This is a genomic window from Bacillus sp. 22446 (genome assembly GCF_052044955.1).
Classification (GTDB): Bacteria; Bacillota; Bacilli; order Bacillales; family Bacillaceae; genus Bacillus; species Bacillus altitudinis.
Genome location: NZ_JBQEOD010000001.1, coordinates 201,621 through 227,515, shown reverse-complemented (window position 1 = coordinate 227,515; position 25,895 = coordinate 201,621). Strand labels below are relative to the sequence as shown.

The window sequence follows — 25,895 nt, the reverse complement described above, 5'->3', positions numbered from 1 at the left end:
AACCAATTTTTACGCATTTGTCATTATAAATTTTAGGTTTTTTACGATTTCTTAAAACTGATGAATTTGCTCAGGATTTTTATCTGTACAAATGCTCATATATCATATATAATGATGTCGAATTGAATAATGATCAATCTTCGGGGCAGGGTGTAATTCCCTACCGGCGGTGATGAGGCATAGTCTCTAAGCCCGCGAGCCTTTTTTGGCAGGATTCGGTGTGATTCCGAAGCCGACAGTATAGTCTGGATGGGAGAAGATGGAGGTTCGTAAACGTTGAAAACATGTCTGTTTATACGTTTATTTGTGTAGCCTAAATTTCCCGCTCCTGTGTATGTATTCAGAGCGGTTTTTTTGTGGCTAAAATTGAACAATCCTCTTTTCGAAAGATTTGATCGAAAAGGAGAGAGAATATTGAATCAAAGTAAAGTAAAACGTTTAGTCGTCATCAGCATGCTTAGCAGTATCGCATTTGTATTAATGTTATTGAATTTCCCTTTCCCTGGGCTTCCTGGGTATTTAAAAATTGATTTTAGTGATATTCCTGCGATTATTGCAATTTTAATTTATGGGCCAGGTGCTGGGATTGCTGTTGAAGCTTTAAAGAATCTACTGCACTACCTCATTCATGGTAGCATGTCCGGTGTTCCTGTGGATCAAGTAGCGAATTTTACAGCAGGTGTACTATTCATCTTACCGGTGGCTTTTATTTTTAAAAAGATTAAATCAGCAAGAGGGTTAGCGTGGTCCATGATTCTCGGAACATTACTCATGACAGTCATGATGAGCATCTTAAACTATTTCTTGTTCCTACCTGCTTATACATGGTTTTTGAATGCACCCGTCCTGTCAGATCATGTGCTAAAGGCAACCATTACAGCAGGGATCTTGCCTTTTAACCTGATTAAAGGAATCATCATCACCATCGTTTTTAGTTTCATTTTTGTCAAAATGCGTCCATGGTTTGAAAATAAACGCCGACTTCAAAATAGTTAATATAAAAAAAGCCCCTTTTAAAGGGGCTTTTATCCTATTCATGCTTAAGTGGATCACCATCGAAAGTTTCGTCCGCAACTTTAATTGAGTCAGTTGGGCAACCTTCAAATGCATCAAGCATATCTTCTTCAAGTACTTCTGGAACTTCTACAGTCCCCTGATTGTCATCAAGCGTGACAAATGCAATGCCTTCATCATCATAATCATAAATGTCTGGAGCAGCTGCACCGCATGCGCCGCAAGCAATACATGTGTCTTTGTCTACAATTGTATATTTTGCCATGTTAAAAAAATACCTCCCAGATTGTTCGATGGAACAAATGGTTTAACCTTTTTAGTTTCACCGATAAAAAACCAATTTCCTCAAACCTTATTGTAATGATTTTAAATTCACATTTCAACTGTAAAGTGATTGAGAATGCTTATCACATAAGGGTTTGTTCATAACTTTCCCCCATTAATTGAGTTTAAACATTTCTTCTTCAATGAAATCTGTTAAAATAAAGGGAGAAAATATTCGAATTTTGTCAGGAAGACAGGTGCTTTGGTCAATGACGATTCATTACTTGGATGTCATGTTGATGGACAGCGTACATAAATTGAACGGCGAACGCTCCATTAGTGCTGTCTACCATCTTTTTAAAGGGAAAAAATCATCACAAACGATACAGGATGCAAGTTTGTTTCAGCTCTCTAGCTACTTCGGCTGCTACCCAGCTTTTACGAGGGATCAGCTGAACCGCTCTGTAAAAAGGCTGTTAGAGCAACACTTTATCAGAAATACAGAGGATACATTCATTGCCACAGATGAAGGAATAAGTATGCTAAGTCAGCGTTTTGCTGAAAAACCAATGCCAGTTTATTTTGATGGTGCCAAGTATCATGATAAAGCAAAGGTGTTATGGATGAGGCTGTCTTTACTTGTGCAGGTCCTTTCACATCATGCAGCGGGGTCACAACACTATGTGCCGATTCAAAGAGATATATCGGTTCAAAACTGGACGAAATCCTTTTTCTCGCAATATCATCAGAAGAAAAAGCTTTCTGAAGATATCCATCATGAGCTTGAAACACTTCTTGCTCATTTAACTGATCAAGAGGCACTGCTTTTTGTTTATTCATTGACTTCCAATGAAAGAATCGGACGGACGTACCAGCAAATGGCGGAATGGATGAAAGAAGATGTATGGTATGTTTACTTGCTTTTTTGGAATGTGCTCCATTATTTTATTCAATGTGCGCAAAAAGGTGAGGCACCGATCATCCAGCGAATGATAGATGATCTTCAATTCAAACGTGTGCTGACCACCTCTACCCATAAAACGCTTGAGCTTGTACAAAAAGGGTTCAGTATTGATCAAATTGCTCATATTCGTTCATTAAAAAAAGCGACAATTGAAGATCATATTGTGGAGCTCTCGATACATGAGCCGAGCTTCTCGATCGAACCATATGTCAGCAGTGAAGCTCAAAAGGCGATACATGAGGTAGCCGGTCAGCTCCAAACCAACAAGATGAAGCTGATCAAAGAAAGTCTCGAGCATTCATTTACTTATTTTCAAATACGATTGGCATTGACAAGGATGGTGAAAGCAAGTGGATAAGCTTCATCAGACGCTGATGCGACACTTTGGTTATGATGCCTTCAAAACAGGTCAGGAGGATATTATTCGAAGTGTACTTCAACAAAAAGATACGGTTGCCATGCTTCCTACTGGTGGCGGGAAGTCACTTTGTTATCAAATTCCGGGCTATTTGACAGACGGGTTAGTGCTGATCATTTCACCTCTTTTATCACTCATGGAAGATCAAGTGGAACGCATGAAAATGCGCGGTGAAAAGCGAGTAGCTGCGCTTAACAGTACACTGTCTTTTCAAGAAAGAAGACATATTATTCGGCATTTGCCATCATATAAATTTTTATTTGTCGCACCTGAGGCGCTTATGTCAGAGGTATTGTTAGAGCAGCTCAAAGCGATGCATGTTGGTCTATTCGTTGTAGATGAAGCTCACTGTATATCGGAATGGGGACATGATTTCCGCCCGGAATACTCCAAGCTTGGAGAATGGAGAGAAGCGCTCGGCAATCCTGTCGCCTTAGCACTAACGGCAACTGCGACGAAACAAACCTTAAAAGATACTGTGCAAACGTTGCGGCTAGAGCATCCAGATGTTCATATTCATTCAGTCAACCGGCCGAATATTGCACTATTAAAAGAGGCGCATGAAACGAAAGAAGCAAAAGAGAAACGAGCACTTGAGCTTGTGGAAACCCTTCAAGGGCCTGGGCTGATTTATTGTCCGACCCGGCAAATGACAGAAGATATTTCACGTTTGGTGAAACAAAAAACGCATCAACGTGTAGAGTTTTATCATGGCGGAATGGAGTCAGGGGACCGCATGCTGATCCAGCAGCAATTTATCAGTGGTCAAATTGATCTCATTTGCTGTACAAGTGCTTTTGGAATGGGAATTGATAAAGCAAATATACGCTTTGTGATTCATATGAGTCCGCCTCAGTCAATTGAAGCATTTATGCAGGAAATTGGAAGAGCTGGACGGGACGGGAAAAATAGTGTGAGCGTTCTTTTATATACAGAAGAGGATGCGGATATTCAAAGTCATTTGATTCAAGCAGAAGGTTTTGATGATCCAGAAATTGATTTTTTCTTAGCCAGAGTATCACAAATGCCGATAAATGATGAAAAGAAATTACGTGAACAATTGATGGAAGCAGGGCTTCAGGAGACGCGTGCGCGAATGCTCTCGCATTATTACATGATGTACCAAACTGAACAGCCCCGTTTGCTCATGAAGAAGCTGAAAGAAAAGCTGCAGGATAGACAAACAGAGAAGCTAAAAAAAGTGTGGCAGTTTAAAGAGCATATCACTGGTCATCCCTGCTTTAGGCAATCTCTGTTATCATACTTTGATGAGCAGCTTGATCTAACGGAGGACGCTTCATTTGGGAACTGCTGCTCTTCATGCGGACTTGACCTATCAGATTACGAAAAAAAAGATCAACCATTGGAGCTGAATGAAATGAAACACTGGAAGACCGAGCTGGATCGTCTGTTTCACCTGACAAAAGAGGCGCAGCATTGATTGAACAACATCGCCGTATTATTGAAAAATTAACCGATCGACAAGTAGTAGAACAGTTGTATTTCACACAGCTGCTCATGCTGATTGTCTCTTTTTTACTAGGGATGTTTATGTTTGATCATTGGACTGATTTTACAGCCCTATGGCAGATCCGAGATATGCGTATCCTGACTTATGGAATTGGCGGCGCTTTGCTTGTGATTATTGTCGACGCTATTGTCATGAAGGTGTTTCCGGCTCATATGTATGATGATGGCGGATTAAATGAAAAAATGTTCAAAAACCGCAGCATCCCGCATATTGTTTGGTTAACGCTGCTCATTGCCTTTTCAGAAGAAATTTTATTTCGCGGGATCGTTCAGCAGCAATTTGGACTGGAGATTGCAAGCATTGTGTTTGCACTTCTTCACTTTCGCTACTTGTCAAAAATACTCTTGTTTATCCTTGTGGTTTCTATTAGTATTTTTTTAGGACTTTTATACGAGTGGACAGGGAATTTATTCGTTCCTGTCATGACACACTTTGTCATTGACTTAGTCTTTGCATGTCAAATTCGTTTTAAATATTGGGGGAGGGATGAACATGGAAGAAATGTCGAGAATGAAGAGAAAAAAGCAGCAGCTGACAAACATCCATGATGATGATGTAGAGGAAAATCTTGAAGAAGAAAAAGTGCATCCTTCAGATGACTCTCACTTTCCTACACGAGAAGATTTTCATGAATATAAAAAGCAGCGAACCAAAAAGGTGCGTAATCCATTGTTTACGACACTGGCTATTATCTTTCCTATTATTGTCGTCACGGTTTTCTTCCTGTTGATTTATTACACATCAAAGGAAATTAACGATAATAACAATCAAGGTGTATATATTGATAAAACATCGAGTGCTGACACAGATCCAGTCCCGTCAGCACTTGTTGAAACAAAAAATGATTCAAGCGCTGACAAAGCGGATGCATCTGATGACGAGAAGAAAAAGAAAGATGCTGATAAAGAAAAGCAGCGTTCAAAAGAAAAAGCAGAGCAAAAGAAAAAAGAACAAGCCGCTAAAGAGAAGGCTGAGCGTGAAAAGGCCGAAGCTGCAAAAAAGCGTGAGCAGCAGCAGCTCGCTCTTCAAAAACAGCAAGAAGAGAAAAAGCGAAAAGAAGCAGAAGAGAAGAAGAAGCAGGAAGAAAAGCCTGTTCGTGTCGTGCAGCATACTGTTGGACCAGAGGAAAACTTGTATCGAATTTCCATGAAGTATTATCAAAACCGATCAGGGGAAGAGAAAATTCGAGCTTACAATCATTTAAAAGGAAATAGCGTGTACAGCGGACAAGTATTGAATATCCCATTAGAAAATTAATATTTGACATGAATGAATCGAAAAGCACATACATATGTAGAAAAAAGGGACAAGGGTGTATGTGATGACATTGCACGCAATCAGCCGCTATATGGATCAGCCGACACAGAAAATGATTGAAACATTGATCAAAAGGAAACGTAAATACGAGGGATTTGCAAAACAATGCAAAAGATGGCAATGGACAGCCCTTTTATCACTTGCGATTCTTCTGTTTTATTTTGTGATAACAGCTAATAGCGGGGGCTCCCTGCAGCCGGAAGCGATGATTGCCACATTGCTTGGCCATGAGGTGTTTCTGTTTTGGATCATGGCTGAAGTGTTTGCTTTTTACGCATCGTATTATTATAAGAAAAAAGAAGAAAAGGCTGAGGATGAATATCATAAGCTCAGATGTGAAATTATACAGAAAAGCACAGATTTATGGCCTCAATCAAATCAGTGGAAAGAGCGCGAGGCCGTTTTTCACTTCATGCAGACGCAATATGACATCAACCTCTATTATGAAAGTAAATAAATGAGCAAAAGACGTTTAAACAGTTGAAACGTCTTTTTTCATTCAAGCGTCCTATAAAAGAAAGCTGATACAAGGGAGTCATTCATAATGAAATATGCCATCGGATTTACTGCTGCCATAGCGGCTGTGACAACAGGTGTGTGTGTAACAGCGAAAATGGTGAAAACGGCAAAACAAAACAACATCAAAAAGCATTACTTTACAATAGAAGGACTTCAGTCAGATCGACCTGCAGTCATTTTCTTTATTTCTGATACCCATCGCCGTCTAATTAGTGATACTTTATTAGCGGAAGTAGAAGAGCAGCAGCCTGATGTCATTATGATCGGCGGGGACTTAGCTGAAAAGGGAGTCCCTTATGCTAGAGTCGAAGAAAATGTGAAACGTTTAGCAAGGATTGCCCCGGTGTACTTTGTGTGGGGGAATAACGACCATGAGCTGCATCAGCAAAAACTCAAAGACCTCCTCCATACCTATCAGGTGACGACATTGCAAAATGAGACGGCTGTGTGGGATTTTGAAGGACAGCCCATTAAAATAGGCGGAATCGATGATATCCGGCTTGAAAAAGCAGATTATGAAGCGATACGGCCGGAGTTTGTCAAAGAAGACGTGAATATCCTTTTATCACACAACCCAGATGTGCATCACTTGATGAGTGAAGAAGAGGGAATTGATCTCGTTTTGAGCGGTCATACCCATGGGGGTCAAATTCGCATTGGGAAATTTGGTCCGTATGAAAAAGGAAGAACAGGCCAAGTCAAAGGTGCTTTCTTTCTAATTAGTAATGGTTACGGAACAACAAAGATTCCGATGCGTCTTGGAGCAGAACCAGAAACCCATCTGATCTATTTAATGCCGCTAAAAACGCGCTAAGTTGATGCCCCATCAATATTTTCCATAAAAGTCACCGTAAGCATAGCTTCATGCTTGTCTTCCGTCTTGACACAGTGTAAACTGAATACAAAATTAAGAACCTATGACTCATCATCTCATATACTACAGTATGATGTGTGTTAGAAGAGGCAGGAGGGAACGTTATGCGGCTAGAGCGTCTGAATTATAATAAAATCAAAATTTTTCTCACACTAGATGATCTGACAGACCGAGGTCTTACGAAAGAAGACCTTTGGAAAGATTCGTTCAAAGTTCATCAGCTGTTTAAAGACATGATGAACGAAGCGAATCAGGAGCTCGGTTTTGAAGCGAATGGACCGATTGCTGTTGAAGTATTTTCTCTTCAGGCGCAGGGGATGGTCGTCATTGTGACAAAGAGTCAGCAGGAAGATGCTGATGATGAGTTTGATGAAGATTACATTGAGATGCAAGTCAAGCTCGACGAGAGCAAGCATGTGCTCTATCAATTTGCCTCGTTTGAAGATGTGATTCAACTGTCCCATAGTTTAAGTCGTATTGGACTTTTAGGGGGTACAGTTTACCATTATGAAGGTCAATATTTTCTCAGCCTAGATGATTTCGAAGAACTGTCTGCAGATACGGTCATTTCTATTTTAGCGGAGTTCGGTTCACCGACGACATTAACCATTCACCGGTTAAAAGAATACGGAAAAGTGATCATGCAGGAAGATGCAGTGAAAACGATTCAACTGTATTTTTAATCACTTTTTTCTATTATATTTAATACTGTTGTGATGAAACAACAGTATTTTTTTATATCCATTTTTATATTTATAAACGCTGATATTTTATTTTGATAAAAAACGCTTTTTACCTTTGCTTTACCAGTACGAAGGTGTATACTATTGCTTGAAAGGGAGCAGTAGATCATGAAAGATTTCTAGGGGGTTTATTTTAATGGCAGCCGATCAAAACGCCGCTCATAACGCAGAAGATAAGCTAGATGTTTTAAAGTCAACTCAAACCGTCATACATAAAGCGCTTGATAAATTGGGCTATCCGCAAGAAGTGTATGAATTGCTGAAGGAGCCAATTCGCCTATTAACGGTCAAAATTCCAGTACGTATGGATGATGGATCGGTGAAAATTTTCACTGGTTATCGTGCGCAGCATAATGATGCTGTCGGTCCAACAAAAGGCGGAATTCGATTCCACCCGAACGTTACTGAAAAAGAAGTAAAAGCGCTTTCAATTTGGATGAGTTTAAAATGTGGTATTGTGGATCTTCCTTATGGCGGAGGAAAAGGCGGTATTATCTGTGATCCAAGAGAAATGTCATTTAGGGAGCTTGAAAAACTAAGTCGCGGATATGTACGCGCAATTAGTCAAATCGTTGGACCAACAAAAGATGTTCCAGCACCAGATGTGTTTACAAACTCTCAAATCATGGCATGGATGATGGATGAGTATTCTAGAATTGATGAATTTAACTCGCCAGGATTTATTACAGGAAAACCAATTGTTCTTGGAGGCTCACATGGACGTGATACTGCAACGGCAAAAGGTGTAACGATCTGTATCAAAGAAGCGGCGAAGAAAAAAGGAATTGACATCAATGGGGCTCGTGTTGTCGTTCAGGGATTCGGAAATGCAGGAAGTTACTTGGCTAAATTTATGTATGATGCCGGAGCGAAAATCGTAGGAATTTCAGATGCTTACGGCGGTTTGTATGATGAAGATGGTCTCGATATTGACTACTTGCTTGACCGACGTGACAGCTTTGGAACCGTCACTAAATTATTTAATGATACAATTACAAACCAAGAGCTGCTTGAGCTAGATTGTGATATCTTAGTACCTGCAGCCATTGAAAATCAAATTACAGAAGATAATGCGGCGAACATTAAAGCCAAAATTGTCGTAGAAGCAGCAAATGGACCAACGACATTGGAAGGGACAAAAATTCTTTCAGATCGTGGTGTACTGCTTGTTCCAGACGTACTTGCAAGTGCGGGTGGAGTGACTGTTTCTTACTTTGAATGGGTTCAGAATAACCAAGGGTTCTACTGGACAGAAGAAGAAGTAGAAACTCGTTTAGAAGATATGATGGTGAAATCATTTAATAATATTTATGAAATGGCGCAAAACCGCCGTATTGATATGCGACTAGCAGCATATATGGTCGGTGTACGTAAAATGGCTGAAGCTTCTCGATTCAGAGGCTGGATTTAAGCGACTTATTTGCATCGCGCCTTAAAATCTCCTATCCTTAAATAGGAGATTTTTTTATGGAATCATGCAAAGAATCAAACAGTCCAGCAATTGTTATTGCAGTGAAACGACAGGAGTGGAACAAATGAAACAAGAAAAAGCGATCATAATAGGAGGCGGCCCGTGCGGTCTATCAGCTGCCATTGCATTCAAGCAAATTGGGATTGATGCACTTGTGATTGAAAAGGGCAATGTGGTCAACAGTATTTATCATTACCCTACACACCAAACCTTCTTCAGTACAAGTGAAAAGCTTGAAATCGGTGACGTCGCTTTTATCACTGAAAATCGGAAACCCGTTCGTATTCAGGCGCTTTCCTATTACCGAGAGGTGGTCAGACGAAAAAGCCTTCGTGTGAATGCTTTTGAAAAGGTAAACGCTGTGACGAAAAAAGATGGCCGTTTTACGGTAAATACATCAAAAGACGACTATACATGTGACTATGTTGTGATTGCGACTGGCTACTATGATCATCCTAACTATATGAATGTAAAAGGGGAAGACCTTCCTCATGTGTATCATTATTTTAAAGAAGGACACCCCTACTTTGATAAAGATGTGACGGTGATCGGCGGGAAGAACTCTAGTGTTGATGCTGCCCTGGAACTTGTGAAATGCGGAAGCAGGGTGACGGTTTTATATAGAGGAACTGAATATTCATCCAGCATCAAACCTTGGATTTTACCAGAGTTTGAAGCGCTTGTTCGAAATGGCACCATTCGAATGGAGTTCGGTGCAGAGGTGAAGGAAATCACAGAACAGGATATTGTCTTTACAAACCAGCAGGGTCAAACGGATCGAGTGAAAAGTGATTATGTGTTTGCGATGACAGGTTATCATCCTGATCATTCATTTTTAGAAAAAATGGGTGTAACAATCGATCCAGAATCAGGCCGCCCAGCATTTGATGAACAAACAATGGAAACAAATGTAGAAGGTATTTTCATTGCAGGGGTCATTGCAGCTGGTAACAACGCCAACGAAATTTTCATTGAAAATGGAAGATTTCATGGTGGGTTAATTGCAGAAGAAATCAACAAAAGAATCAACGGGTAAAAAAAGAACTGGGTCCTTCTAAGGGATTCAGTTCTTTTTTATGTAAATTGGGATTATATAGAAGATTATTTTTGGGAAAATGGGCTCCAGTCATATAAAAAAGGGGTGATTCGTGGTACGATAATAAAGGATAATGTAGGGAAAGAGGTCTGATTATGATCGCAATCATTTCAGCAGGTTTAGCTCCCGGCATCGCACTTTTAAGTTATTTTTATTTGAAAGATCAATACGACAATGAGCCGGTTCATATGGTCATCAGATCTTTTATGCTAGGTGTCATACTTGTGTTTCCAACCATGTTTATTCAGTATGTCCTCCAAGAGGAAAATATCGCCACGAATCCTATCGTGATTTCATTTGTGACATCGGGTTTTTTAGAAGAATCATTAAAGTGGTTTATTTTAATGGTCAGTGTCTATGCGCACGTACAGTTTGATGAACACTATGACGGGATTGTCTATGGAACAAGTGTCTCGCTTGGATTTGCGACACTTGAAAATATTCTGTACTTAGTTGGTCATGGGGTAGAGTACGCGTTTACACGTGCCTTGCTGCCTGTATCAAGCCACGCTTTATTTGGTGTGGTGATGGGGTTTTATATAGGTAAAGCTCGCTTCTCTGATAAAAAAGAGCAGCGAAAATGGCTGATTCTCTCTTTAATACTTCCTATCCTTTTTCATGGCTTATATGATTTCATTCTTCTTGGCATGAAAAATTGGGGATATATTATGTTACCGTTCATGATTTTTTTATGGTGGTTTGGTCTGCGGAAAGCCAAAAAAGCCCGTGCGGTGAAGATGGTACAAATTTAAATTGGAAAACGTCCTATACGTCTTTAGGGCGTTTTTTGTCTTTTCCATCCAATTCCCTCCTGTGATGAATGTATAAAAATAGGGATCGGAAGAAACATATATTCAAACATCAAAAGTACAGGAGGATCAAATATGGACAAAGCTCGTTTCATGAAACAAATCGTCCTTATCTTCTCAATTGTTCTGCTCGCGTCTTCATTGATGACAGCTGAAAAAAGTGAAGCTTTCACAAATCAAGTGATTCAGCGGGGAGCTACAGGAGAAGATGTCGTCGAGCTCCAGGCAAGGCTCCAATACAATGGTTTTTACAATGGAAAAATAGACGGGGTGTATGGCTGGGGAACTTACTGGGCCGTGCGCAATTTTCAAAGCCAGTTTGGTGTAAAGAAAGTCGATGGACTCGTAGGGGAAAAAACAAAAAGCCTATTAGTTCAAAAGACGAAATACTATAAAGAGTTTGTGCAACAGCAGTTGCAAAAAGGGAATCAGTTTACGCACTATGGCGGGAAACCTCTTGATCAGCAAACAAAGGCTCCTGCGCAAAGAAACACGCAAAAAAAGACAGCACAAGGTGCAAAAGAGAATCAAAAAAGTCAAAGCGGAGGAAACAGCTCGTCTGGAAACCAGTCAGGAAATGGTCAAGCAAATCAAACGCCGAAACAAACAGCAGCCAACATGCCAGGTGGTTTTTCAAGCAATGACATTCAGCTCCTTTCACAAGCTGTTTATAGTGAAGCGAGAGGTGAACCTTATGAAGGACAGGTAGCGATCGCAGCCGTCATCTTAAACCGTTTAAACAACCCGACCTTTCCAAACACGATTGCTGGTGTCATTTTTGAACCGCTTGCGTTTACTGCTGTAGCAGATGGACAATTTTATATGGCGCCAAATGAAACCGCTAAAAAGGCAGTATTTGATGCCATTAATGGCTGGGACCCATCTGAAAGCGCCGTTTATTACTTTAATCCTGATACAGCAACAAGCCCATGGATTTGGGGAAGACCACAAATTAAACGAATCGGGAAACATATTTTCTGTGAATAAAAAGAGGTGTAAATAAATGATCAGAGGAATATTGATTGCTATTTTAGGAATTGCTGTCATCTCAACAGGATACTGGGGCTATAAGGAGCATCAAGAAAAAGATGCAGTGCTGCTTCATGCAGAGAACAACTATCAAAGAGCCTTCCATGATCTAACGTATCAAGTCGATCAGTTGCACGATAAACTTGGCGCAACACTTGCGATGAACAGCCAAACATCTATATCTCCAGCACTTGCAGATGTATGGAGAATGTCATCAGAAGCGCATAACAATGTCAGCCAGCTTCCGCTCACATTGATGCCTTTTAACAAAACAGAAGAGTTTCTAGCGAATGTCGGTGACTTTAGCTACAAATCGTCACTTAAATCTTTATCAGATGAACCATTAAACAAAGATACACACAAAACCATTACCACTTTATATGATCAAGCGGCAGATATTCAAAACGAACTTAGACAAGTGCAGCATCTCGTACTCAACAAAAATTTAAAGTGGATGGATGTTGAAATGGCACTGGCTGATGGAGATCGAAAAAACGACAACACCATCATTGACGGATTAAAAACCGTTGAGAGAAATGCTGATGCGTTTGCAGATGTTGATCTTGGCCCTACAAATGTGTCAACTGAATCAGAAACACAAGGCTACAATCACTTAAAAGGGCAAAAGATTTCAAAAAAAGAAGCGATTCGTATCGCCCAGCAATTTGCGCCTGACCATAACAAAGATTTTAAGGTGAGAAAAAGTGGGAGTAAAACGAACCGTGATGTCTACAGCCTGTCAATGTCTGACCCAGATAGCCGAGCAAACTTTTATTTAGACTTGACTGAAAAAGGAGGCCATCCTGTTTATCTTCTTCAGAACCGTGAAGTGAACAAACAAAAAATCAGTTTAAATGATGCCTCAGAAAAAGCACTAAGTTTCTTAAAGAAGCATGGATTCGATACTGAATCATTTCATTTAGATGAGAGTGCGCAATTTGATAATATCGGCGTATTTACCTATGTCCCTTTACAGAATAACGTATTGCTTTATCCAGATAGCATTCGAATGAAAGTCGCTTTAGATGATGGAGAGGTTGTGGGATTCTCAGCGAAAGACTATTTAATGAATCACAGAAAACGTGACATAAAAGCACCAAAGATTTCTCAAAAAGAAGCTGAAAAGACCTTAAATAAACATGTGAAGATTGAGGATACACATGTAGCTCTTGTTCAAAATGATATGTCAGAGGAAGTTCTCTGCTATGAGTTTTTAGGAACCATTAAAAACGACACATACCGAATGTTTATTAATGCAGATACTGGAAAAGAAGAAAGAGTAGATAAGCTAAAAAATGCAGAACCTATATATAAAGACCTATAGAAAAGGAAGCGAGGAAAAGGCGAATAAGCCTTTTCCTTTTGTTTTATACATGGTTTAATATAAGAGAGGATACGATTTCACAGATGAAAAGAGTGATGAGGAATGTTACAAATAGGGGATGCAATCACAATTGAGTATGTCAATGAGAACAAAGAAGTGAAAACTGCAAAATCGAAAGTTTTGGAAAATAATAACGATGATATTTGCATTAATTATCCAGCTGATAAAGAAACGGGGCGCACGATCTATTTAAATCAAGAAACAGAAATCACCGTCTTCTTTTTCGATGAAAATCAAATTCCATACAAATGTACAAGCAAAGTCATTGGGAAAAGAAAAGAAGATATCCCGATGATTGTCGTTTCGATTCCGCCAAAAGAAGAAATGATTCGGCTTCAGCGAAGAGAATATCTTCGAGTGGATACGATGGTGAAAGCGTCCATAACGCAAAATGGTGAAGAAACCTTCGACACATTTATTGTCAATATGAGTGCTGGCGGTGTAGCAATTGCTGTTCCAGAAGGTGTCTCACTAAAAGAATATGGCGAGGTCGTCACAGAGTTTGAACTTTCACTTAAAGAACCAGTGAAAATTAAAGCGATTGCAGAAATGAATCGTGTTTATCAAGATGATCAGACCGGGAAAACAAGAGCGATCATGGAATTTACTGAAATCACAAACGACCACCAGCAACACATCATGAAGTACTGCTTCCAGCAGCAGCTTCTAACACGTGTGAAAAAAGTATAAGAATAAAGGTTGTCAAAAGCTTCCATACTAGAGAGAAAGAATCTAGCGTTGGAGGCTTTTTGTATGAAAACAATGGAAAGATGGCTATTCAAAGCAGTGCTCATTCAGCTCATTCTGCTTTTGGCGGTTCAGGTCACCCTTCACTTGACGAAAGGAGAACTATTTTTGTCAAAAGTCGTACAATACGAGGGTGTGAATAACATGAGCATTGAAGATTGGATTGAGACATTTAAGCAAAAGGATTGATAGAAAATTCCCCCGTTTGAGCGGTGATCGTGTTACAATTCATAAGGGAGATTCAATCAAGGAGAGGTATTATGAAAAAGAAATTATCTATCGCAATTGACGGTCCTGCTGCAGCAGGAAAAAGCACTGTGGCAAAAATTGTCGCAGCGAAAAAATCATATATTTATATCGATACAGGTGCGATGTACCGCGCAATTACACTTGCAGCACTCAATCAAGGCGTAGACCTTGAAGACGAACAGGCACTTGATGCGTTATTGAAAAACACAGTCATTGAACTTGTGTCAACTGACGAAGGTCAAAAAGTACATTTAGACACGATCGATGTCACAGAAGACATCAGAACAGACCGCGTAAGCAATCAAGTCTCTGTTGTTGCAAAGCATCGAGCTGTCCGGGAAGAAATGGTCCGCAGGCAGCAAGAGCTGGGGAACCGAGGCGGTGTCGTCATGGATGGAAGAGACATTGGCACGCACGTTCTTCCAGATGCAGAAGTGAAAATTTTCTTGCTTGCGTCAGTAGAGGAAAGAGCAAAACGTCGTTTTGAAGAAAATCAGAAAAAAGGCTACGATGTCAATTACGATCAGCTGATCGAAGAGATTGCAAGACGTGACAAGCTTGATTCTGAGCGGGAGGTATCACCGCTGAAGAAAGCAGATGATGCCATTGAAATTGACACGACTTCCCTTTCTATTCAAGAGGTTGCAGGTAAAATTTTAGATGCAGCAGAGCGTGTAGAAAAACAGTAAGAAATTTTAGAAAACTTTTATAAGTTAGAGGTTTATCTCTTGACAAACAAGGTCTTTTATTAGAAGTTTATACTAATACTATTTTTATTGATCATTCAAGCAATTCTGTTGATTTGAATGTTTCTATAATACATATTCGGCTGGCAATCATCATGCTAAGGACACATATTCACCCAGTCGTTTTAACTAAGCTGTGTAGGTTTGGACCAAGGAGGTTATCGAAATGACAGAGGAAATGAATCAAATCGATGTTCAGGTACCAGAGGTTGGAGATGTAGTGAAAGGGATTGTTTCTAAAGTTGAGGACAAGCATGTCAATGTAGATATCGTCAATGTGAAACAACCTGGGATCATCCCAATCAGTGAATTATCAAGTCTTCACGTTGAAAAAGCATCAGATGTCGTGAAAGATGGCGACGAGTTAGAGCTTAAAGTAACAAAGGTCGAAGACGATGCTTTGATTTTATCGAAACGTGCTGTTGATGCAGACCGCGCTTGGGAAGACCTAGAGAAAAAGTTTGAAACAAAAGAAGTATTTGAAGCAGAAGTAAAAGACGTTGTCAAAGGTGGTCTAGTGGTCGACATTGGTGTTCGCGGATTTATTCCTGCGTCTCTTGTTGAGGCACACTATGTAGAAGACTTCACTGACTACAAAGGAAAAACACTCTCGCTTGTTGTGGTAGAGCTTGACCGCGAAAAAAACCGCGTGATTCTATCGCATCGTGCAGTCGTTGAGCAAGAACAATTAGACAAGAAGCAAGACTTCCTGCAAAAGCTTGCAGTAGGCAGTGTGATTGATGGAAAAGTGCAGCGCCTGACTGACTTTGGTGCATTTGTTGACATTGGCGGCATTGATGGATTAGTTCACATTTCTCAACTATCCCATGCGCATGTCGAAAAGCCATCTGACGTTGTTGAAGAAGGACAGGAAGTGAAAGTCAAAGTTCTTGCTGTTGACCGCGATAACGAACGTATCTCACTATCTATTAAAGAAACATTACCAGGACCTTGGAGCCAAATTGGTGAAAAGGTAAAACAAGGTGATGTTCTTGAAGGAACCGTTCAACGTCTTGTGAGCTTTGGAGCATTTGTTGAAATTCTGCCAGGTGTAGAAGGACTTGTGCATATTTCCCAAATTTCACACAAACATATCGGTACTCCTCAAGAAGTCCTTGAAGAAGGGCAGACTGTGAAAGTGAAAGTGCTTGATGTCAATGAAGATGAAGAGCGCATTTCACTTAGCATTCGTGAATTAGAAGAGAATTCTGAAAAACAAATCGAAGAGGATTACCGTCAGTATCAGGCGAAAGAAGAAAATACAAGCGGATTCCAGCTTGGTGACCTGATTGGTGATAAACTCAATAAACTAAAATAATTTGGTGATCAAAATTGACGCGAGCAGAAAGAAAGAAACAGCATATTGAGCATGCTTTGTCGACTGGCCAGCATGCAGCAACAGGTTTACAAGATGTTTCCTTCGTTCACGCCAGTTTACCAGATCTTGCGACATCACAAATTGATACACATACGACAATTGGCGGACTGACTTTCGGTTCGCCAATTTTTATCAATGCAATGACTGGTGGAGGCGGAGAATCGACCTATGAGATTAATCGCTCTTTATCTATCGCAGCGAAGGAAACCAATATTCCAGTAGCAGTCGGATCACAAATGGCTGCACTGAAAGATGCAGACGAACGTCGTACGTATGAAGTGGTTCGAAAGGTGAATCCAGATGGACTCGTTTTTGCCAATTTGGGCAGTGAGGCGACTATTCAGCAAGCACGGGATGCCGTTGACATGCTGGGGGCAAACATGCTCCAAATTCACTTAAACGTGATTCAAGAGATCGTCATGCCTGAAGGAGATCGTGATTTCAGAGGTGCTGTTGAGCGGATCTCAGCCATTGCTGAATCAATTGAGGTGCCTGTTGTCGTCAAAGAAGTTGGATTTGGGATGAGTAAGGAAACAGCAAAGAAATTATTTGATGCTGGAGTTGCTGCTGTTGATGTAGGTGGATTTGGGGGAACGAATTTTTCTAAAATCGAGAACCTGCGCCGTCAAAAAGCACTTCGCTATTTTGACCAGTGGGGAATTCCAACTGCAGCGAGTCTGGCTGAAGTACATACAGCCTTTCCAGATCAAACCGTCCTAGCTTCTGGAGGCATTCAAGATGCACTTGATGTGACAAAATCAATTGCTCTTGGTGCGTCTGCCGTTGGATTAGCCGGCTTTTTCTTAAAATCCCTGACGAGTGGAGGAGAAAAGGGCCTCATCTCTGATATCATTGATCTACAAGATGATGTGAAGATGTTGATGACAGTACTTGGCATGAAAACAATGGAGGAGCTAAGGCAAGCTCCGATTGTGCTTACAGGGGAAACAAGTCATTGGCTGAAAGAAAGAGGCGTGGATACTACGTACTATAGTTTAAGAAATAAGAAGACAAAGGACTAAATGAAATGTAGCCCTTTGTCTTCTTTTCAGCGTGAAAGAAAACTTTTTTGTCTATGAAAGACAGCTGCTTTTTGCGGAGCGAATTTGACATTCGTGAGCAGCAATGCGCAGGACTGACACTGAATGCGAGGGTTTGTCTGCACGCTGAGACATGTGGTAATCACATGTCTTTTTTTATTGATTTCTTTTGCGAGCGTCTTCCGGGCCTTCTAAAGTTGTTGCCCCTTTGTGATGAATGGATTGATCGCGGTCAGATTCAACTCTTCTTGACGCCTTTAGGCGTTTTTCCTGTCTATCCTTACCCATCATACATCCCTCCTCAACTATTAGGGTGTCACCTCTTGTTTATTTCATGCAAATCCCGCACCTTCTCATATGTTTAAAAATTGGAGATTTTCCCATAATGTAATTGAGGTGATGAGGGTTGGAGGCATTGTACTATTATTGGTCAATATGGTTCGTTTGGATTATGGTGACATTTATCATGGAGAAAAGCACGTGGCGCAATGTGCTGGGCGTATGTGTTCTCATTCATATTATATGCAGTCATGTCATGGTTTCTATTTTAGACATTAGGATCAATGCAGGATTTTTGATGACCTTTTTATATGCTTGCATGTCATTCGTGATCTTTCGCCCTGCTCATCGAATCATGCGAATCATGCAATTAGGTTCCATGGTCAGTGCGTATGCCTTTTTTATGATTTTTGCATTATATGATCCAGTTTGGTTCACGATAATAAAGGTGGACTGGGTTGTATTTGCCTTGCTGATCTTGATGTGTTTAACATATGGGCATCAGTTAACGGAACGGATCACTTTATGGATGATGGCTATATGTCTGGGGGAAGCCCTTTATGCGCTTACGATTCATCGCCTCACATCTTCCATTGTCATAGGAGATCTCTCGTTTCTTTCCATGGCTGTTCAAGGAGCTGTCTTTCTATTAGGTGTAGGTCAGCTTGAAAAACTCTTGAACACCCGTTCATCTAGAAAACCAGTAAAAGGGGCTGCAAAATCAACATGACGGATTACACGTTTCCTGTGATTATTGGTGTCATCTTTGGGATGGCGGCTAGGCTTTATATGCTAAGAACTGATTATCGGCAATATCCCACATATATTCATGGACAAGTGATTCACATTGCGTTAGGTTTTATCGCATCAGGCCTTGGTGCTATTATTATGCCTGCACTGATCCAGGAAGAATTCACTGCAATTACCTTTCTGACGCTTGCAGCCACGCAATTTCGTGATGTGCGTAATATGGAAAGAAATACATTGACCCAAATGGATTCGTATGAGCTTGTCTCACGAGGCAGTACATATATCGAAGGCATTGCGATTGCCTTTGAAAGTCGAAATTATATTGCCATTCTTACTGCCCTTATTACAACGACCGCCTGTATTTTCTTCTCGCTCGTCGTTGGGACAGTGGTCGGTATTCTTTGTTTTTTCATGGCAAAACTATTAATGTCAGGGAGCCAATTAAAGGATATCGTGAATATTCAAAAAGGGGAACTTCGCTTTGACGGCGCAGGACTTTACGTAAATGATATTTACATTATGAATATCGGGCTGCCTGAAAAGCAAAAATTGATTTTAGAGCATGGAATGGGGTTCATCTTGACTCCAAAGAATTTTAACTCGGCCACAACCATCGCAAACCTTGGGCAGCGACAAGCCATCTTATTTGATTTATCCAACGTGCTTGGTGTATACCGAGATTCTGGTGAACCATCGCTTTGTCCGCTCGCAAAACGTGATCTGAATAACGGCACACTTGGCGTATTCATTTTACCGCAATGGCAGCGTGAAGATTTGGCTGTCCGTGTATTAGAAGAGGTGCCTATTTTAGAAAATGCCATTAGAATGCCGACAGATTTCATTAAAAAGAAAGTGAGGTAATAGGGCATGGCGAACACCATTGAACAATTTATATTGGCTGTGGCGACAACAAATAAAGAGCGGGTCATTGGCGGAACAGCCGTTTTTTTCTGTGAAAATAAAGAAGAGCTCGACATGTATGCCATGAATTTAGAGGCCATTTTAGATGGAATTGCACACGGCATTGGAGAAGATCTTTATTTGATCGTCAAACATTTTTAAGTTATTCATTGTGGTCTGATTAAAAATTGATATAATATATAAGTTGAACCCTTCATGTTTGAAGGGTTTATTTCATAAAACTGAATGAAAATTATAAATCCCGGTTGAAACATGATGATGAACATATTGAATCGCGGCTGGATTGAAAGGAAGGGTACTATGGGTAAACCTGTCGTAGCCATTGTTGGAAGGCCCAACGTTGGAAAATCTACAATTTTTAATCGAATCGCAGGCGAAAGAATATCGATTGTAGAAGACACACCTGGTGTAACAAGAGATCGAATCTATAGCTCTGCTGAATGGTTAAATTATGACTTTAATTTAATAGATACTGGTGGAATTGATATTGGAGATGAGCCGTTTTTGGCGCAAATTCGCCATCAGGCTGAAATCGCAATGGATGAAGCGGATGTTATTATCTTTATGGTCAATGGAAGAGATGGCGTCACATCTGCGGATGAAGAAGTCGCAAAAATTTTATATCGCACGAAAAAACCTGTCGTACTTGCTGTCAATAAATTGGACAACCCTGAAATGAGAAGCGACGTGTATGACTTTTATGCACTTGGATTTGGTGAACCGTATCCGATTTCTGGAACGCACGGACTCGGTCTAGGTGATCTGCTTGATGCTGTCGCAGAGCATTTCAAAAACTTACCAGATACACAATATGATGAAGAAGTGGTACAGTTCTGCTTAATCGGCCGCCCAAATGTAGGGAAATCCTCTTTGGTGAATGCGATGCTCGGTGAAGAACGTGTCATTGTCAGCAACATCGCTGGTACGACAAGAGATGCTGTAGATACAATGTTTACGTACAACCAACGTGACTTTGTCATTGTCGACACAGCAGGTATGAGAAAAAAAGGGAAAGTTTATGAAACAACAGAGAAATACAGTGTACTCCGTGCGTTGAAAGCCATTGATCGATCGGATGTTGTCGCTGTAGTTCTTGATGGTGAAGAAGGCATTATTGAACAGGATAAACGTATTGCCGGCTACGCACACGAAGCGGGTAAAGCCGTTGTGATCATTGTGAACAAGTGGGATGCTGTTGAAAAAGACGAGCGTACAATGAAGGAATTTGAGCAAAACATTCGTGAGCATTTTCAATTCCTTGATTATGCCCCTGTCTTATTCATGTCTGCTCTTACGAAAAAGAGAATTCACACGTTAATGCCAACAATCATTACCGCTAGTGAAAATCATGCGATGCGCGTTCAAACGAACATTCTAAACGATATTATCATGGATGCCGTAGCAATGAACCCAACGCCGACCCATAACGGACAGCGTCTGAAAATTTACTATGCAACACAAGTGGCGATCAAACCGCCGTCCTTTGTTGTGTTTGTAAATGATCCAGAACTTATGCACTTTTCTTATGAGCGTTTCCTAGAAAACCGAATTCGAGATGCATTTGGTTTTGAAGGAACACCAATTAAAATATTTGCGAGAGCGAGAAAATAAAAAGGGTGAGCAGGATGAAGAAAATTTCAGTACTTGGAGCAGGGAGCTGGGGAACAGCTCTTGCGCTTGTATTAGCTGATAATCATCATGATGTACACATGTGGGGACATAGACAAGAATTAATTGATCAAATCAATGAGAAACATGAAAATCATGATTACTTGCCTAATGTTGCATTACCAGCGTCTATTCAAGCGACAACAGATATGAAACAGGCACTAGAAGGGACAGATGCGATTATTGTCGCTGTGCCAACAAAGGCCATTCGAGAAGTATTGAAACAGGCAAATGAGTTCATTACGTCAAAGGTGCCATTTGTTCATGTCAGTAAAGGAATTGAACCAGATACACTTCTTAGAATTTCTCAAATGATCGAACAAGAAGTCCCAGAAGCAAAAAGAGAAGCAGTTGTTGTCCTGTCAGGACCAAGTCACGCTGAAGAAGTTGGCTTGCGTCATCCGACAACTGTTACAGTTTCATCAGAACATATTGAAGCGGCTCAATTTGTTCAAGATTTGTTTATGAACAATAACTTCAGAGTGTACACAAACCCTGATGTGATTGGGGTGGAAATTGGCGGGGCGCTGAAAAACATCATCGCTCTTGCGGCAGGGATCACAGACGGACTCGGATATGGCGATAATGCGAAAGCAGCGCTCATCACAAGGGGTCTTGCTGAAATCGCCCGCCTCGGCACAAAAATGGGAGGAAACCCTCTTACGTTTGCCGGATTAACAGGTGTTGGAGATTTGATTGTCACCTGTACAAGTGTTCATTCGCGTAACTGGCGCTGCGGGAATTTACTCGGTAAAGGATATAAGCTCGAAGAAGTGCTTGAAAAAATGGGGATGGTTGTCGAAGGCGTCCGCACAACAAAAGGCGCTTATCAGCTCTCCAAAGAATACAAGGTCAGCATGCCGATTACAGAGGCTCTTTACGGCGTCCTATTTGAAGGGAAAAAGGTAGACGATGCTGTAGAATCATTAATGGCACGTGTGAAAACACATGAGATGGAAGACCTTGTGAACATGTTCGAAAACCAAACAAAATAATTGGAAGACTGAACTTAGGCGTGTAGAGGATGCAAGAAGGGGAAGACTTGCATAACATAACAATGAAGTTTGAATAGAGCTTTGCCTCTACAGAATGAGGAAAAATAGTCGACCTAATGACTGAAGCAGAGTCCCCCTCTTTGCTTCAGTTTTTTTATGCATTTTTTTCTGAATTGATTGGAAAAATGATTGATATTTTACTTAATTTTGGTTTAGAATGAAATATAAACGCTTACAATTCGTTTGTATTAAAGGGGGACAGGCACGATGAGTTTTGCTTTAATCAAGATGTGGTTTGCGCTTGGTTCAATGGGGCTCATGTTTTTAGCCGTTGTAACCATTTATCTGAGTAGGTTTAAGCTGAAGAGCCGGTTTCTGAAAATAACAGCCTCAACTGTCGCGTACAGCTTAATGCTCATATCAGGTATCATTGTGTTTTTAGTTGTATTTAGCGGACCAGTCAATGAATAAAGAAAAAGGAAGAATGTGATGATCAAAGCAAAAATCAGTGTCATGCTGTTAACACTTATTTTACTTACGGGGTGCCTCTATCCAGAGAATCGTAAAGCTGAAAACCGCGTGCCATATAAAGAGCAGCTGCAAAGTGTGCAGACCGCAATTGAAGATTTTCAAAAAGCGACAAATGGCCTTTTACCGATTGAAACAAAAGAAGGCGACACACCTATTTATCAGAAGTATGTCATTGACTTTAAGCGTCTGTCACCAAGATATTTACACGATGTACCGTCGACATCTTTTGAAGGCGGGGGCGAATATATCTATGTCCTCACAGACGTCGAACAAAACCCAACGGTGAAACTGCTTGATGTCAAAATGACACAAACGATCAGTGAATTACGTCTAAGGATCAAAATATATCAAGATGAACATACATATCCGCCATATGGCAAAGTAGTCTCTAAAGATTTATATACGTTAAATGAAAAAAAACTAGGGTTAAAAGCACCGCCTACAGTGACGAGCCCTGTCACGGGTGAATCACTTCCATTACTGATTTCCTCAAATGGCGAAATCTATGTTGACTATCGCAGTGATTTTGCCCAGATTTTGAAAAATACGAAACAAAAGCTGAAACCAGGTGAAAATATTCAAGATGTCTATTGGCAGGAAACCCCGTTTGTACCAGCGTTTTCTGTTCCATATACGATCAACAAAAAAGGTGAGCCGGCTTTTTTAGAAAAAAAGACGTCATAAACAAGAATGAACCTTTCTCCTCTGCATATAAATGAGGAGAAAGGTTTTTTTATGGCTAAACATACTCTCAAAACAAAAAAGGTGTCATATTCAAATAGGACAACGTCATACACATATATTGTCCTGACACCTTTCAAGCACCGTTTGATTGAAGTATAGAGTATTTTATTTGAAAACGAGGATAGCAAGTCCGGGAGGGGATCACTTGGAAAAAGTCGATATTTTCAAGGATATCGCTGAACGAACAGGAGGCGATATATATTTAGGAGTCGTTGGAGCCGTTCGTACAGGGAAATCTACGTTTATTAAAAAGTTTATGGAGCTCGTGGTGCTCCCGAATATCAATAATGAGGCAGACCGTGCAAGAGCACAGGATGAATTGCCGCAAAGCGCAGCAGGAAAAACCATTATGACCACAGAACCAAAATTTGTGCCAAATCAAGCGGCATCCATTCACGTGAGTGACGGCCTGGATGTCAACATTAGGCTTGTCGATTGTGTAGGCTACACCGTGCCTGGTGCACGCGGGTATGAAGATGAAAATGGTCCGAGAATGATTAATACGCCGTGGTATGAAGAACCAATCCCGTTTCATGAAGCAGCGGAAATTGGTACACGCAAGGTCATTCAAGAGCATTCCACCATTGGTGTTGTGATTACAACAGATGGATCAATTGGAGAAATCCCAAGACATGACTATATTGAATCAGAAGAACGTGTCATTGACGAACTCAAAGAAGTTGGAAAGCCGTTTATTATGGTGATCAACTCTGTGAGACCTTATCACCCTGAAACAGAAGCACTGCGGCAGGAACTTAGTCAAAAATATGATATTCCTGTACTCGCGATGAGTGTCGAAAGTATGAGAGAACAAGACGTTCTCAGTGTACTTCGTGAAGCATTATATGAATTTCCAGTGCTTGAGGTGAATGTGAACCTGCCAAGCTGGGTCATGGTACTAAAAGAAGATCATTGGCTAAGAGAGAGTTATCAGGATTCAGTGAAAGAAACCGTCAAGGATATTAAGAGATTAAGAGATGTTGACCGAGTGGTAGGTCAGTTCAGTGAATTCGATTTTATCGAAAGAGCAGGCTTAGCAGGCATTGAAATGGGTCAGGGGATCGCAGAAATTGATCTGTATGCGCCGGATGATCTATATGATCATATCCTAAAAGAAGTGGTTGGTGTGGAAATTAGGGGCAAAGATCACCTTCTTGAGCTCATGCAAGATTTTGCACATGCGAAAACGGAGTATGATCAAGTGTCTGATGCTTTAAAAATGGTGAAGCAGACTGGATACGGAATTGCGGCACCAGCTTTGTCAGATATGAGTTTAGATGAGCCGGAAATCATTAGGCAAGGATCAAGATTCGGCGTCAGATTAAAAGCAGTCGCGCCATCTATTCATATGATTAAGGTAGATGTAGAAAGTGAGTTTGCGCCGATTATCGGAACAGAAAAACAAAGTGAAGAGCTCGTCCGATACTTAATGCAAGACTTTGAAGATGATCCGCTTTCTATCTGGAATTCCGATATATTTGGACGTTCACTCAGCTCGCTTGTCAGAGAAGGCATTCAAGCAAAACTCTCGCTAATGCCGGAAAATGCAAGGTATAAACTAAAGGAAACGCTTGAACGAATTATTAACGAAGGATCAGGCGGTCTGATCGCGATTATTCTATAGGATGTGAGACCTCTCATTGATGGGGGTCTTTTTTTGCGTGCAGGTGAAGTCATAAAAAGACAATTGTATAAAGATTAGTCAGATTCAGGCTGAAATTAGGAATATTCGTTCGCAAAAGTGCCCTTAATCCTTGACGAATAAGGATTCTTCCCTTTAAAATGCTTGATATGGTATTTCATATGTGTTAATCTACTTACAGAAAATCTTCACTTTGTTGGACAAACATTCCTTCAAAGAGAAGTTTTCTAATGAAAAGCCATGTATGACGCTTTCTAGACGCTCTTTTTTTCAAAAAAAGTGTATAGAAAGAAGATGAATTGTGAAGAAATGATAACAATCTATTGAATGCATATTTTTGGGAGGAGGTGAAAGGCATGAACAAGACAGAACTTATTAACGCGGTTGCTGAAGCAAGCGAGTTATCTAAAAAAGACGCGACAAAAGCAGTTGATTCTGTTTTTGATACAATTTTAGATGCACTTAAAAATGGTGACAAAATCCAACTTATTGGTTTTGGTAACTTTGAAGTACGTGAGCGTTCAGCTCGTAAAGGACGTAACCCACAAACTGGTGCAGAGATCGAAATCCCTGCAAGCAAAGTACCTGCTTTCAAACCAGGTAAAGCACTTAAAGACGCGGTGGCAGGTAAATAATCGTTATGTGTAATGATCCTATTGAAGGAGTTATACATATACAGTTTCACACTGGTCTAGAAAAGCCCCTTTGATAAGGGGCTTTTCCTTTTGAATCAAATGGTTTGTTTAGAACGCTCTCCTTTGCTTTTAGGATC

General features: G+C 40.5%; 29 protein-coding genes and 1 riboswitch. Of the genes, 27 read left to right on the top strand and 2 right to left on the bottom strand.

The genetic code is table 11. The features are described 5' to 3' along the window. Nucleotides 1–132: 132 nt before the first annotated feature. A riboswitch (FMN riboswitch) is annotated at nucleotides 133–265 on the top strand. A 149-nt stretch (nucleotides 266–414) separates the two neighbouring features. Beyond that, nucleotides 415–996: an ECF transporter S component gene (locus ACTJJD_RS01190; RefSeq protein ID WP_008344490.1), complete on the top strand. Its 582-nt coding sequence runs from the start codon at nucleotides 415–417 to the stop codon at nucleotides 994–996. Nucleotides 997–1,030: 34 nt separating this feature from the next. Here the strand turns inward: ACTJJD_RS01190 and ACTJJD_RS01185 are convergent, their stop codons facing one another. Further along, nucleotides 1,031–1,279 carry a ferredoxin gene (locus tag ACTJJD_RS01185; RefSeq protein WP_008344492.1) on the bottom strand — a complete coding sequence of 83 codons (249 nt, stop codon included), beginning with the start codon at nucleotides 1,277–1,279 and terminating at the stop codon, nucleotides 1,031–1,033. A gap of 268 nt (nucleotides 1,280–1,547) precedes the next feature. Here ACTJJD_RS01185 and ACTJJD_RS01180 point away from each other — a divergent pair, with 268 nt between their 5' ends. From ACTJJD_RS01180 to fni, 17 genes are all read left to right on the top strand, one after another. Next, nucleotides 1,548–2,600: a helix-turn-helix domain-containing protein gene (locus tag ACTJJD_RS01180; protein WP_242730621.1), complete on the top strand. Its 1,053-nt coding sequence runs from the start codon at nucleotides 1,548–1,550 to the stop codon at nucleotides 2,598–2,600. Beyond that, complete coding sequence (locus ACTJJD_RS01175) at nucleotides 2,593–4,101, top strand: RecQ family ATP-dependent DNA helicase (protein WP_242730619.1); 1,509 nt, start codon at nucleotides 2,593–2,595, stop codon at nucleotides 4,099–4,101. The genes ACTJJD_RS01180 and ACTJJD_RS01175 overlap by 8 nt, the downstream gene beginning before the upstream one ends. Continuing rightward, nucleotides 4,098–4,739, top strand: a complete 642-nt coding sequence (locus ACTJJD_RS01170; protein ID WP_008344498.1) for a CPBP family intramembrane glutamic endopeptidase — start codon at nucleotides 4,098–4,100, stop codon at nucleotides 4,737–4,739. Before ACTJJD_RS01175 ends, ACTJJD_RS01170 begins: the two co-directional genes overlap by 4 nt. Next, nucleotides 4,684–5,448: a LysM peptidoglycan-binding domain-containing protein gene (locus ACTJJD_RS01165; protein WP_019744027.1), complete on the top strand. Its 765-nt coding sequence runs from the start codon at nucleotides 4,684–4,686 to the stop codon at nucleotides 5,446–5,448. The genes ACTJJD_RS01170 and ACTJJD_RS01165 overlap by 56 nt, the downstream gene beginning before the upstream one ends. 64 nt (nucleotides 5,449–5,512) lie before the next feature. Then, entirely contained in the window at nucleotides 5,513–5,965 is a 453-nt protein-coding gene (locus tag ACTJJD_RS01160) for a DUF2663 family protein (RefSeq protein WP_007500988.1), read from the top strand. An 87-nt stretch (nucleotides 5,966–6,052) separates the two neighbouring features. Continuing rightward, nucleotides 6,053–6,841, top strand: a complete 789-nt coding sequence (locus ACTJJD_RS01155) for a metallophosphoesterase (RefSeq protein ID WP_061419508.1) — start codon at nucleotides 6,053–6,055, stop codon at nucleotides 6,839–6,841. 164 nt (nucleotides 6,842–7,005) lie between these two features. Then, the gene (locus ACTJJD_RS01150) at nucleotides 7,006–7,584 is read left to right on the top strand and encodes a genetic competence negative regulator (protein ID WP_007500984.1); all 579 of its coding nucleotides are present in this window, start codon (nucleotides 7,006–7,008) and stop codon (nucleotides 7,582–7,584) included. 196 nt (nucleotides 7,585–7,780) lie between these two features. After that, nucleotides 7,781–9,055, top strand: a complete 1,275-nt coding sequence (locus ACTJJD_RS01145) for a Glu/Leu/Phe/Val family dehydrogenase (protein WP_007500982.1) — start codon at nucleotides 7,781–7,783, stop codon at nucleotides 9,053–9,055. A gap of 124 nt (nucleotides 9,056–9,179) precedes the next feature. Next, complete coding sequence (locus tag ACTJJD_RS01140) at nucleotides 9,180–10,151, top strand: YpdA family putative bacillithiol disulfide reductase (RefSeq protein WP_024718498.1); 972 nt, start codon at nucleotides 9,180–9,182, stop codon at nucleotides 10,149–10,151. Between the two features lie 155 nt (nucleotides 10,152–10,306). Then, nucleotides 10,307–10,963, top strand: a complete 657-nt coding sequence (gene prsW, locus ACTJJD_RS01135) for a glutamic-type intramembrane protease PrsW (protein WP_008344507.1) — start codon at nucleotides 10,307–10,309, stop codon at nucleotides 10,961–10,963. Between the two features lie 132 nt (nucleotides 10,964–11,095). Further along, the gene (sleB, locus tag ACTJJD_RS01130) at nucleotides 11,096–12,007 is read left to right on the top strand and encodes a spore cortex-lytic enzyme (RefSeq protein WP_035391637.1); all 912 of its coding nucleotides are present in this window, start codon (nucleotides 11,096–11,098) and stop codon (nucleotides 12,005–12,007) included. A 16-nt stretch (nucleotides 12,008–12,023) separates the two neighbouring features. Further along, entirely contained in the window at nucleotides 12,024–13,373 is a 1,350-nt protein-coding gene (gene ypeB, locus ACTJJD_RS01125) for a germination protein YpeB (RefSeq protein WP_113747221.1), read from the top strand. 102 nt (nucleotides 13,374–13,475) lie between these two features. Continuing rightward, entirely contained in the window at nucleotides 13,476–14,123 is a 648-nt protein-coding gene (locus tag ACTJJD_RS01120; RefSeq protein ID WP_046343862.1) for a flagellar brake protein, read from the top strand. Between the two features lie 63 nt (nucleotides 14,124–14,186). Then, complete coding sequence (locus ACTJJD_RS01115; RefSeq protein WP_008344514.1) at nucleotides 14,187–14,369, top strand: YpfB family protein; 183 nt, start codon at nucleotides 14,187–14,189, stop codon at nucleotides 14,367–14,369. A gap of 71 nt (nucleotides 14,370–14,440) precedes the next feature. Further along, nucleotides 14,441–15,118, top strand: a complete 678-nt coding sequence (gene cmk, locus ACTJJD_RS01110) for a (d)CMP kinase (protein WP_017359766.1) — start codon at nucleotides 14,441–14,443, stop codon at nucleotides 15,116–15,118. Nucleotides 15,119–15,341: 223 nt separating this feature from the next. Continuing rightward, complete coding sequence (rpsA, locus tag ACTJJD_RS01105) at nucleotides 15,342–16,493, top strand: 30S ribosomal protein S1 (protein ID WP_440608031.1); 1,152 nt, start codon at nucleotides 15,342–15,344, stop codon at nucleotides 16,491–16,493. A 14-nt stretch (nucleotides 16,494–16,507) separates the two neighbouring features. Next, nucleotides 16,508–17,575: a type 2 isopentenyl-diphosphate Delta-isomerase gene (gene fni / locus ACTJJD_RS01100; RefSeq protein WP_046527082.1), complete on the top strand. Its 1,068-nt coding sequence runs from the start codon at nucleotides 16,508–16,510 to the stop codon at nucleotides 17,573–17,575. Nucleotides 17,576–17,749: 174 nt separating this feature from the next. On the opposite strand, the gene ACTJJD_RS01095 is transcribed toward fni, so the two are convergent. Next, the gene (locus ACTJJD_RS01095; protein ID WP_008344525.1) at nucleotides 17,750–17,881 is read right to left on the bottom strand and encodes a YpzI family protein; all 132 of its coding nucleotides are present in this window, start codon (nucleotides 17,879–17,881) and stop codon (nucleotides 17,750–17,752) included. Between the two features lie 118 nt (nucleotides 17,882–17,999). Between ACTJJD_RS01095 and ACTJJD_RS01090 the strand changes: the two genes are divergently transcribed. From ACTJJD_RS01090 to hbs, 9 genes are all read left to right on the top strand, one after another. Then, on the top strand, nucleotides 18,000–18,602 hold the full coding sequence (locus ACTJJD_RS01090) for a YphA family membrane protein (protein ID WP_419145717.1): 603 nt from the start codon (nucleotides 18,000–18,002) through the stop codon (nucleotides 18,600–18,602). After that, nucleotides 18,599–19,483 (top strand): YIEGIA family protein, encoded by an 885-nt coding sequence (locus tag ACTJJD_RS01085; protein ID WP_007500964.1) that lies wholly within the window; start codon nucleotides 18,599–18,601, stop codon nucleotides 19,481–19,483. Before ACTJJD_RS01090 ends, ACTJJD_RS01085 begins: the two co-directional genes overlap by 4 nt. Nucleotides 19,484–19,489: 6 nt before the next feature. Next, nucleotides 19,490–19,684, top strand: a complete 195-nt coding sequence (locus ACTJJD_RS01080) for a capping complex subunit for YIEGIA (protein ID WP_008344527.1) — start codon at nucleotides 19,490–19,492, stop codon at nucleotides 19,682–19,684. A gap of 159 nt (nucleotides 19,685–19,843) precedes the next feature. Then, nucleotides 19,844–21,154, top strand: coding sequence for a ribosome biogenesis GTPase Der (gene der, locus ACTJJD_RS01075; RefSeq protein ID WP_008344528.1), 1,311 nt, complete (start codon nucleotides 19,844–19,846; stop codon nucleotides 21,152–21,154). Between the two features lie 14 nt (nucleotides 21,155–21,168). Further along, the gene (locus ACTJJD_RS01070) at nucleotides 21,169–22,206 is read left to right on the top strand and encodes an NAD(P)H-dependent glycerol-3-phosphate dehydrogenase (RefSeq protein ID WP_008344529.1); all 1,038 of its coding nucleotides are present in this window, start codon (nucleotides 21,169–21,171) and stop codon (nucleotides 22,204–22,206) included. Between the two features lie 267 nt (nucleotides 22,207–22,473). Then, nucleotides 22,474–22,677: a DUF2768 domain-containing protein gene (locus ACTJJD_RS01065; protein ID WP_008344530.1), complete on the top strand. Its 204-nt coding sequence runs from the start codon at nucleotides 22,474–22,476 to the stop codon at nucleotides 22,675–22,677. Nucleotides 22,678–22,695: 18 nt separating this feature from the next. After that, nucleotides 22,696–23,421 carry a hypothetical protein gene (locus ACTJJD_RS01060; protein WP_007500961.1) on the top strand — a complete coding sequence of 242 codons (726 nt, stop codon included), beginning with the start codon at nucleotides 22,696–22,698 and terminating at the stop codon, nucleotides 23,419–23,421. Nucleotides 23,422–23,626: 205 nt separating this feature from the next. Then, nucleotides 23,627–25,105, top strand: a complete 1,479-nt coding sequence (spoIVA, locus tag ACTJJD_RS01055; protein ID WP_008344534.1) for a stage IV sporulation protein A — start codon at nucleotides 23,627–23,629, stop codon at nucleotides 25,103–25,105. A gap of 374 nt (nucleotides 25,106–25,479) precedes the next feature. Then, entirely contained in the window at nucleotides 25,480–25,758 is a 279-nt protein-coding gene (gene hbs / locus ACTJJD_RS01050) for a non-specific DNA-binding protein Hbs (RefSeq protein ID WP_003215863.1), read from the top strand. Nucleotides 25,759–25,895 lie beyond the last annotated feature (137 nt).

Coding starts and splice junctions, on each gene's coding strand:
- ACTJJD_RS01115 (WP_008344514.1), top strand. CDS start 14,187: ATGAAAACAATGGAAAGATGGCTATTCAAAGCAGTGCTCATTCAGCTC.
- sleB (WP_035391637.1), top strand. CDS start 11,096: ATGGACAAAGCTCGTTTCATGAAACAAATCGTCCTTATCTTCTCAATT.
- ACTJJD_RS01160 (WP_007500988.1), top strand. CDS start 5,513: ATGACATTGCACGCAATCAGCCGCTATATGGATCAGCCGACACAGAAA.
- hbs (WP_003215863.1), top strand. CDS start 25,480: ATGAACAAGACAGAACTTATTAACGCGGTTGCTGAAGCAAGCGAGTTA.
- ACTJJD_RS01065 (WP_008344530.1), top strand. CDS start 22,474: ATGAGTTTTGCTTTAATCAAGATGTGGTTTGCGCTTGGTTCAATGGGG.
- ypeB (WP_113747221.1), top strand. CDS start 12,024: ATGATCAGAGGAATATTGATTGCTATTTTAGGAATTGCTGTCATCTCA.
- ACTJJD_RS01180 (WP_242730621.1), top strand. CDS start 1,548: ATGACGATTCATTACTTGGATGTCATGTTGATGGACAGCGTACATAAA.
- ACTJJD_RS01140 (WP_024718498.1), top strand. CDS start 9,180: ATGAAACAAGAAAAAGCGATCATAATAGGAGGCGGCCCGTGCGGTCTA.
- ACTJJD_RS01070 (WP_008344529.1), top strand. CDS start 21,169: ATGAAGAAAATTTCAGTACTTGGAGCAGGGAGCTGGGGAACAGCTCTT.
- ACTJJD_RS01155 (WP_061419508.1), top strand. CDS start 6,053: ATGAAATATGCCATCGGATTTACTGCTGCCATAGCGGCTGTGACAACA.
- prsW (WP_008344507.1), top strand. CDS start 10,307: ATGATCGCAATCATTTCAGCAGGTTTAGCTCCCGGCATCGCACTTTTA.
- ACTJJD_RS01095 (WP_008344525.1), bottom strand. CDS start 17,881: ATGGGTAAGGATAGACAGGAAAAACGCCTAAAGGCGTCAAGAAGAGTT.
- ACTJJD_RS01080 (WP_008344527.1), top strand. CDS start 19,490: ATGGCGAACACCATTGAACAATTTATATTGGCTGTGGCGACAACAAAT.
- ACTJJD_RS01145 (WP_007500982.1), top strand. CDS start 7,781: ATGGCAGCCGATCAAAACGCCGCTCATAACGCAGAAGATAAGCTAGAT.
- ACTJJD_RS01120 (WP_046343862.1), top strand. CDS start 13,476: ATGTTACAAATAGGGGATGCAATCACAATTGAGTATGTCAATGAGAAC.
- ACTJJD_RS01185 (WP_008344492.1), bottom strand. CDS start 1,279: ATGGCAAAATATACAATTGTAGACAAAGACACATGTATTGCTTGCGGC.
- rpsA (WP_440608031.1), top strand. CDS start 15,342: ATGACAGAGGAAATGAATCAAATCGATGTTCAGGTACCAGAGGTTGGA.
- ACTJJD_RS01150 (WP_007500984.1), top strand. CDS start 7,006: ATGCGGCTAGAGCGTCTGAATTATAATAAAATCAAAATTTTTCTCACA.
- ACTJJD_RS01165 (WP_019744027.1), top strand. CDS start 4,684: ATGGAAGAAATGTCGAGAATGAAGAGAAAAAAGCAGCAGCTGACAAAC.
- cmk (WP_017359766.1), top strand. CDS start 14,441: ATGAAAAAGAAATTATCTATCGCAATTGACGGTCCTGCTGCAGCAGGA.
- der (WP_008344528.1), top strand. CDS start 19,844: ATGGGTAAACCTGTCGTAGCCATTGTTGGAAGGCCCAACGTTGGAAAA.
- ACTJJD_RS01085 (WP_007500964.1), top strand. CDS start 18,599: ATGACGGATTACACGTTTCCTGTGATTATTGGTGTCATCTTTGGGATG.
- ACTJJD_RS01060 (WP_007500961.1), top strand. CDS start 22,696: ATGATCAAAGCAAAAATCAGTGTCATGCTGTTAACACTTATTTTACTT.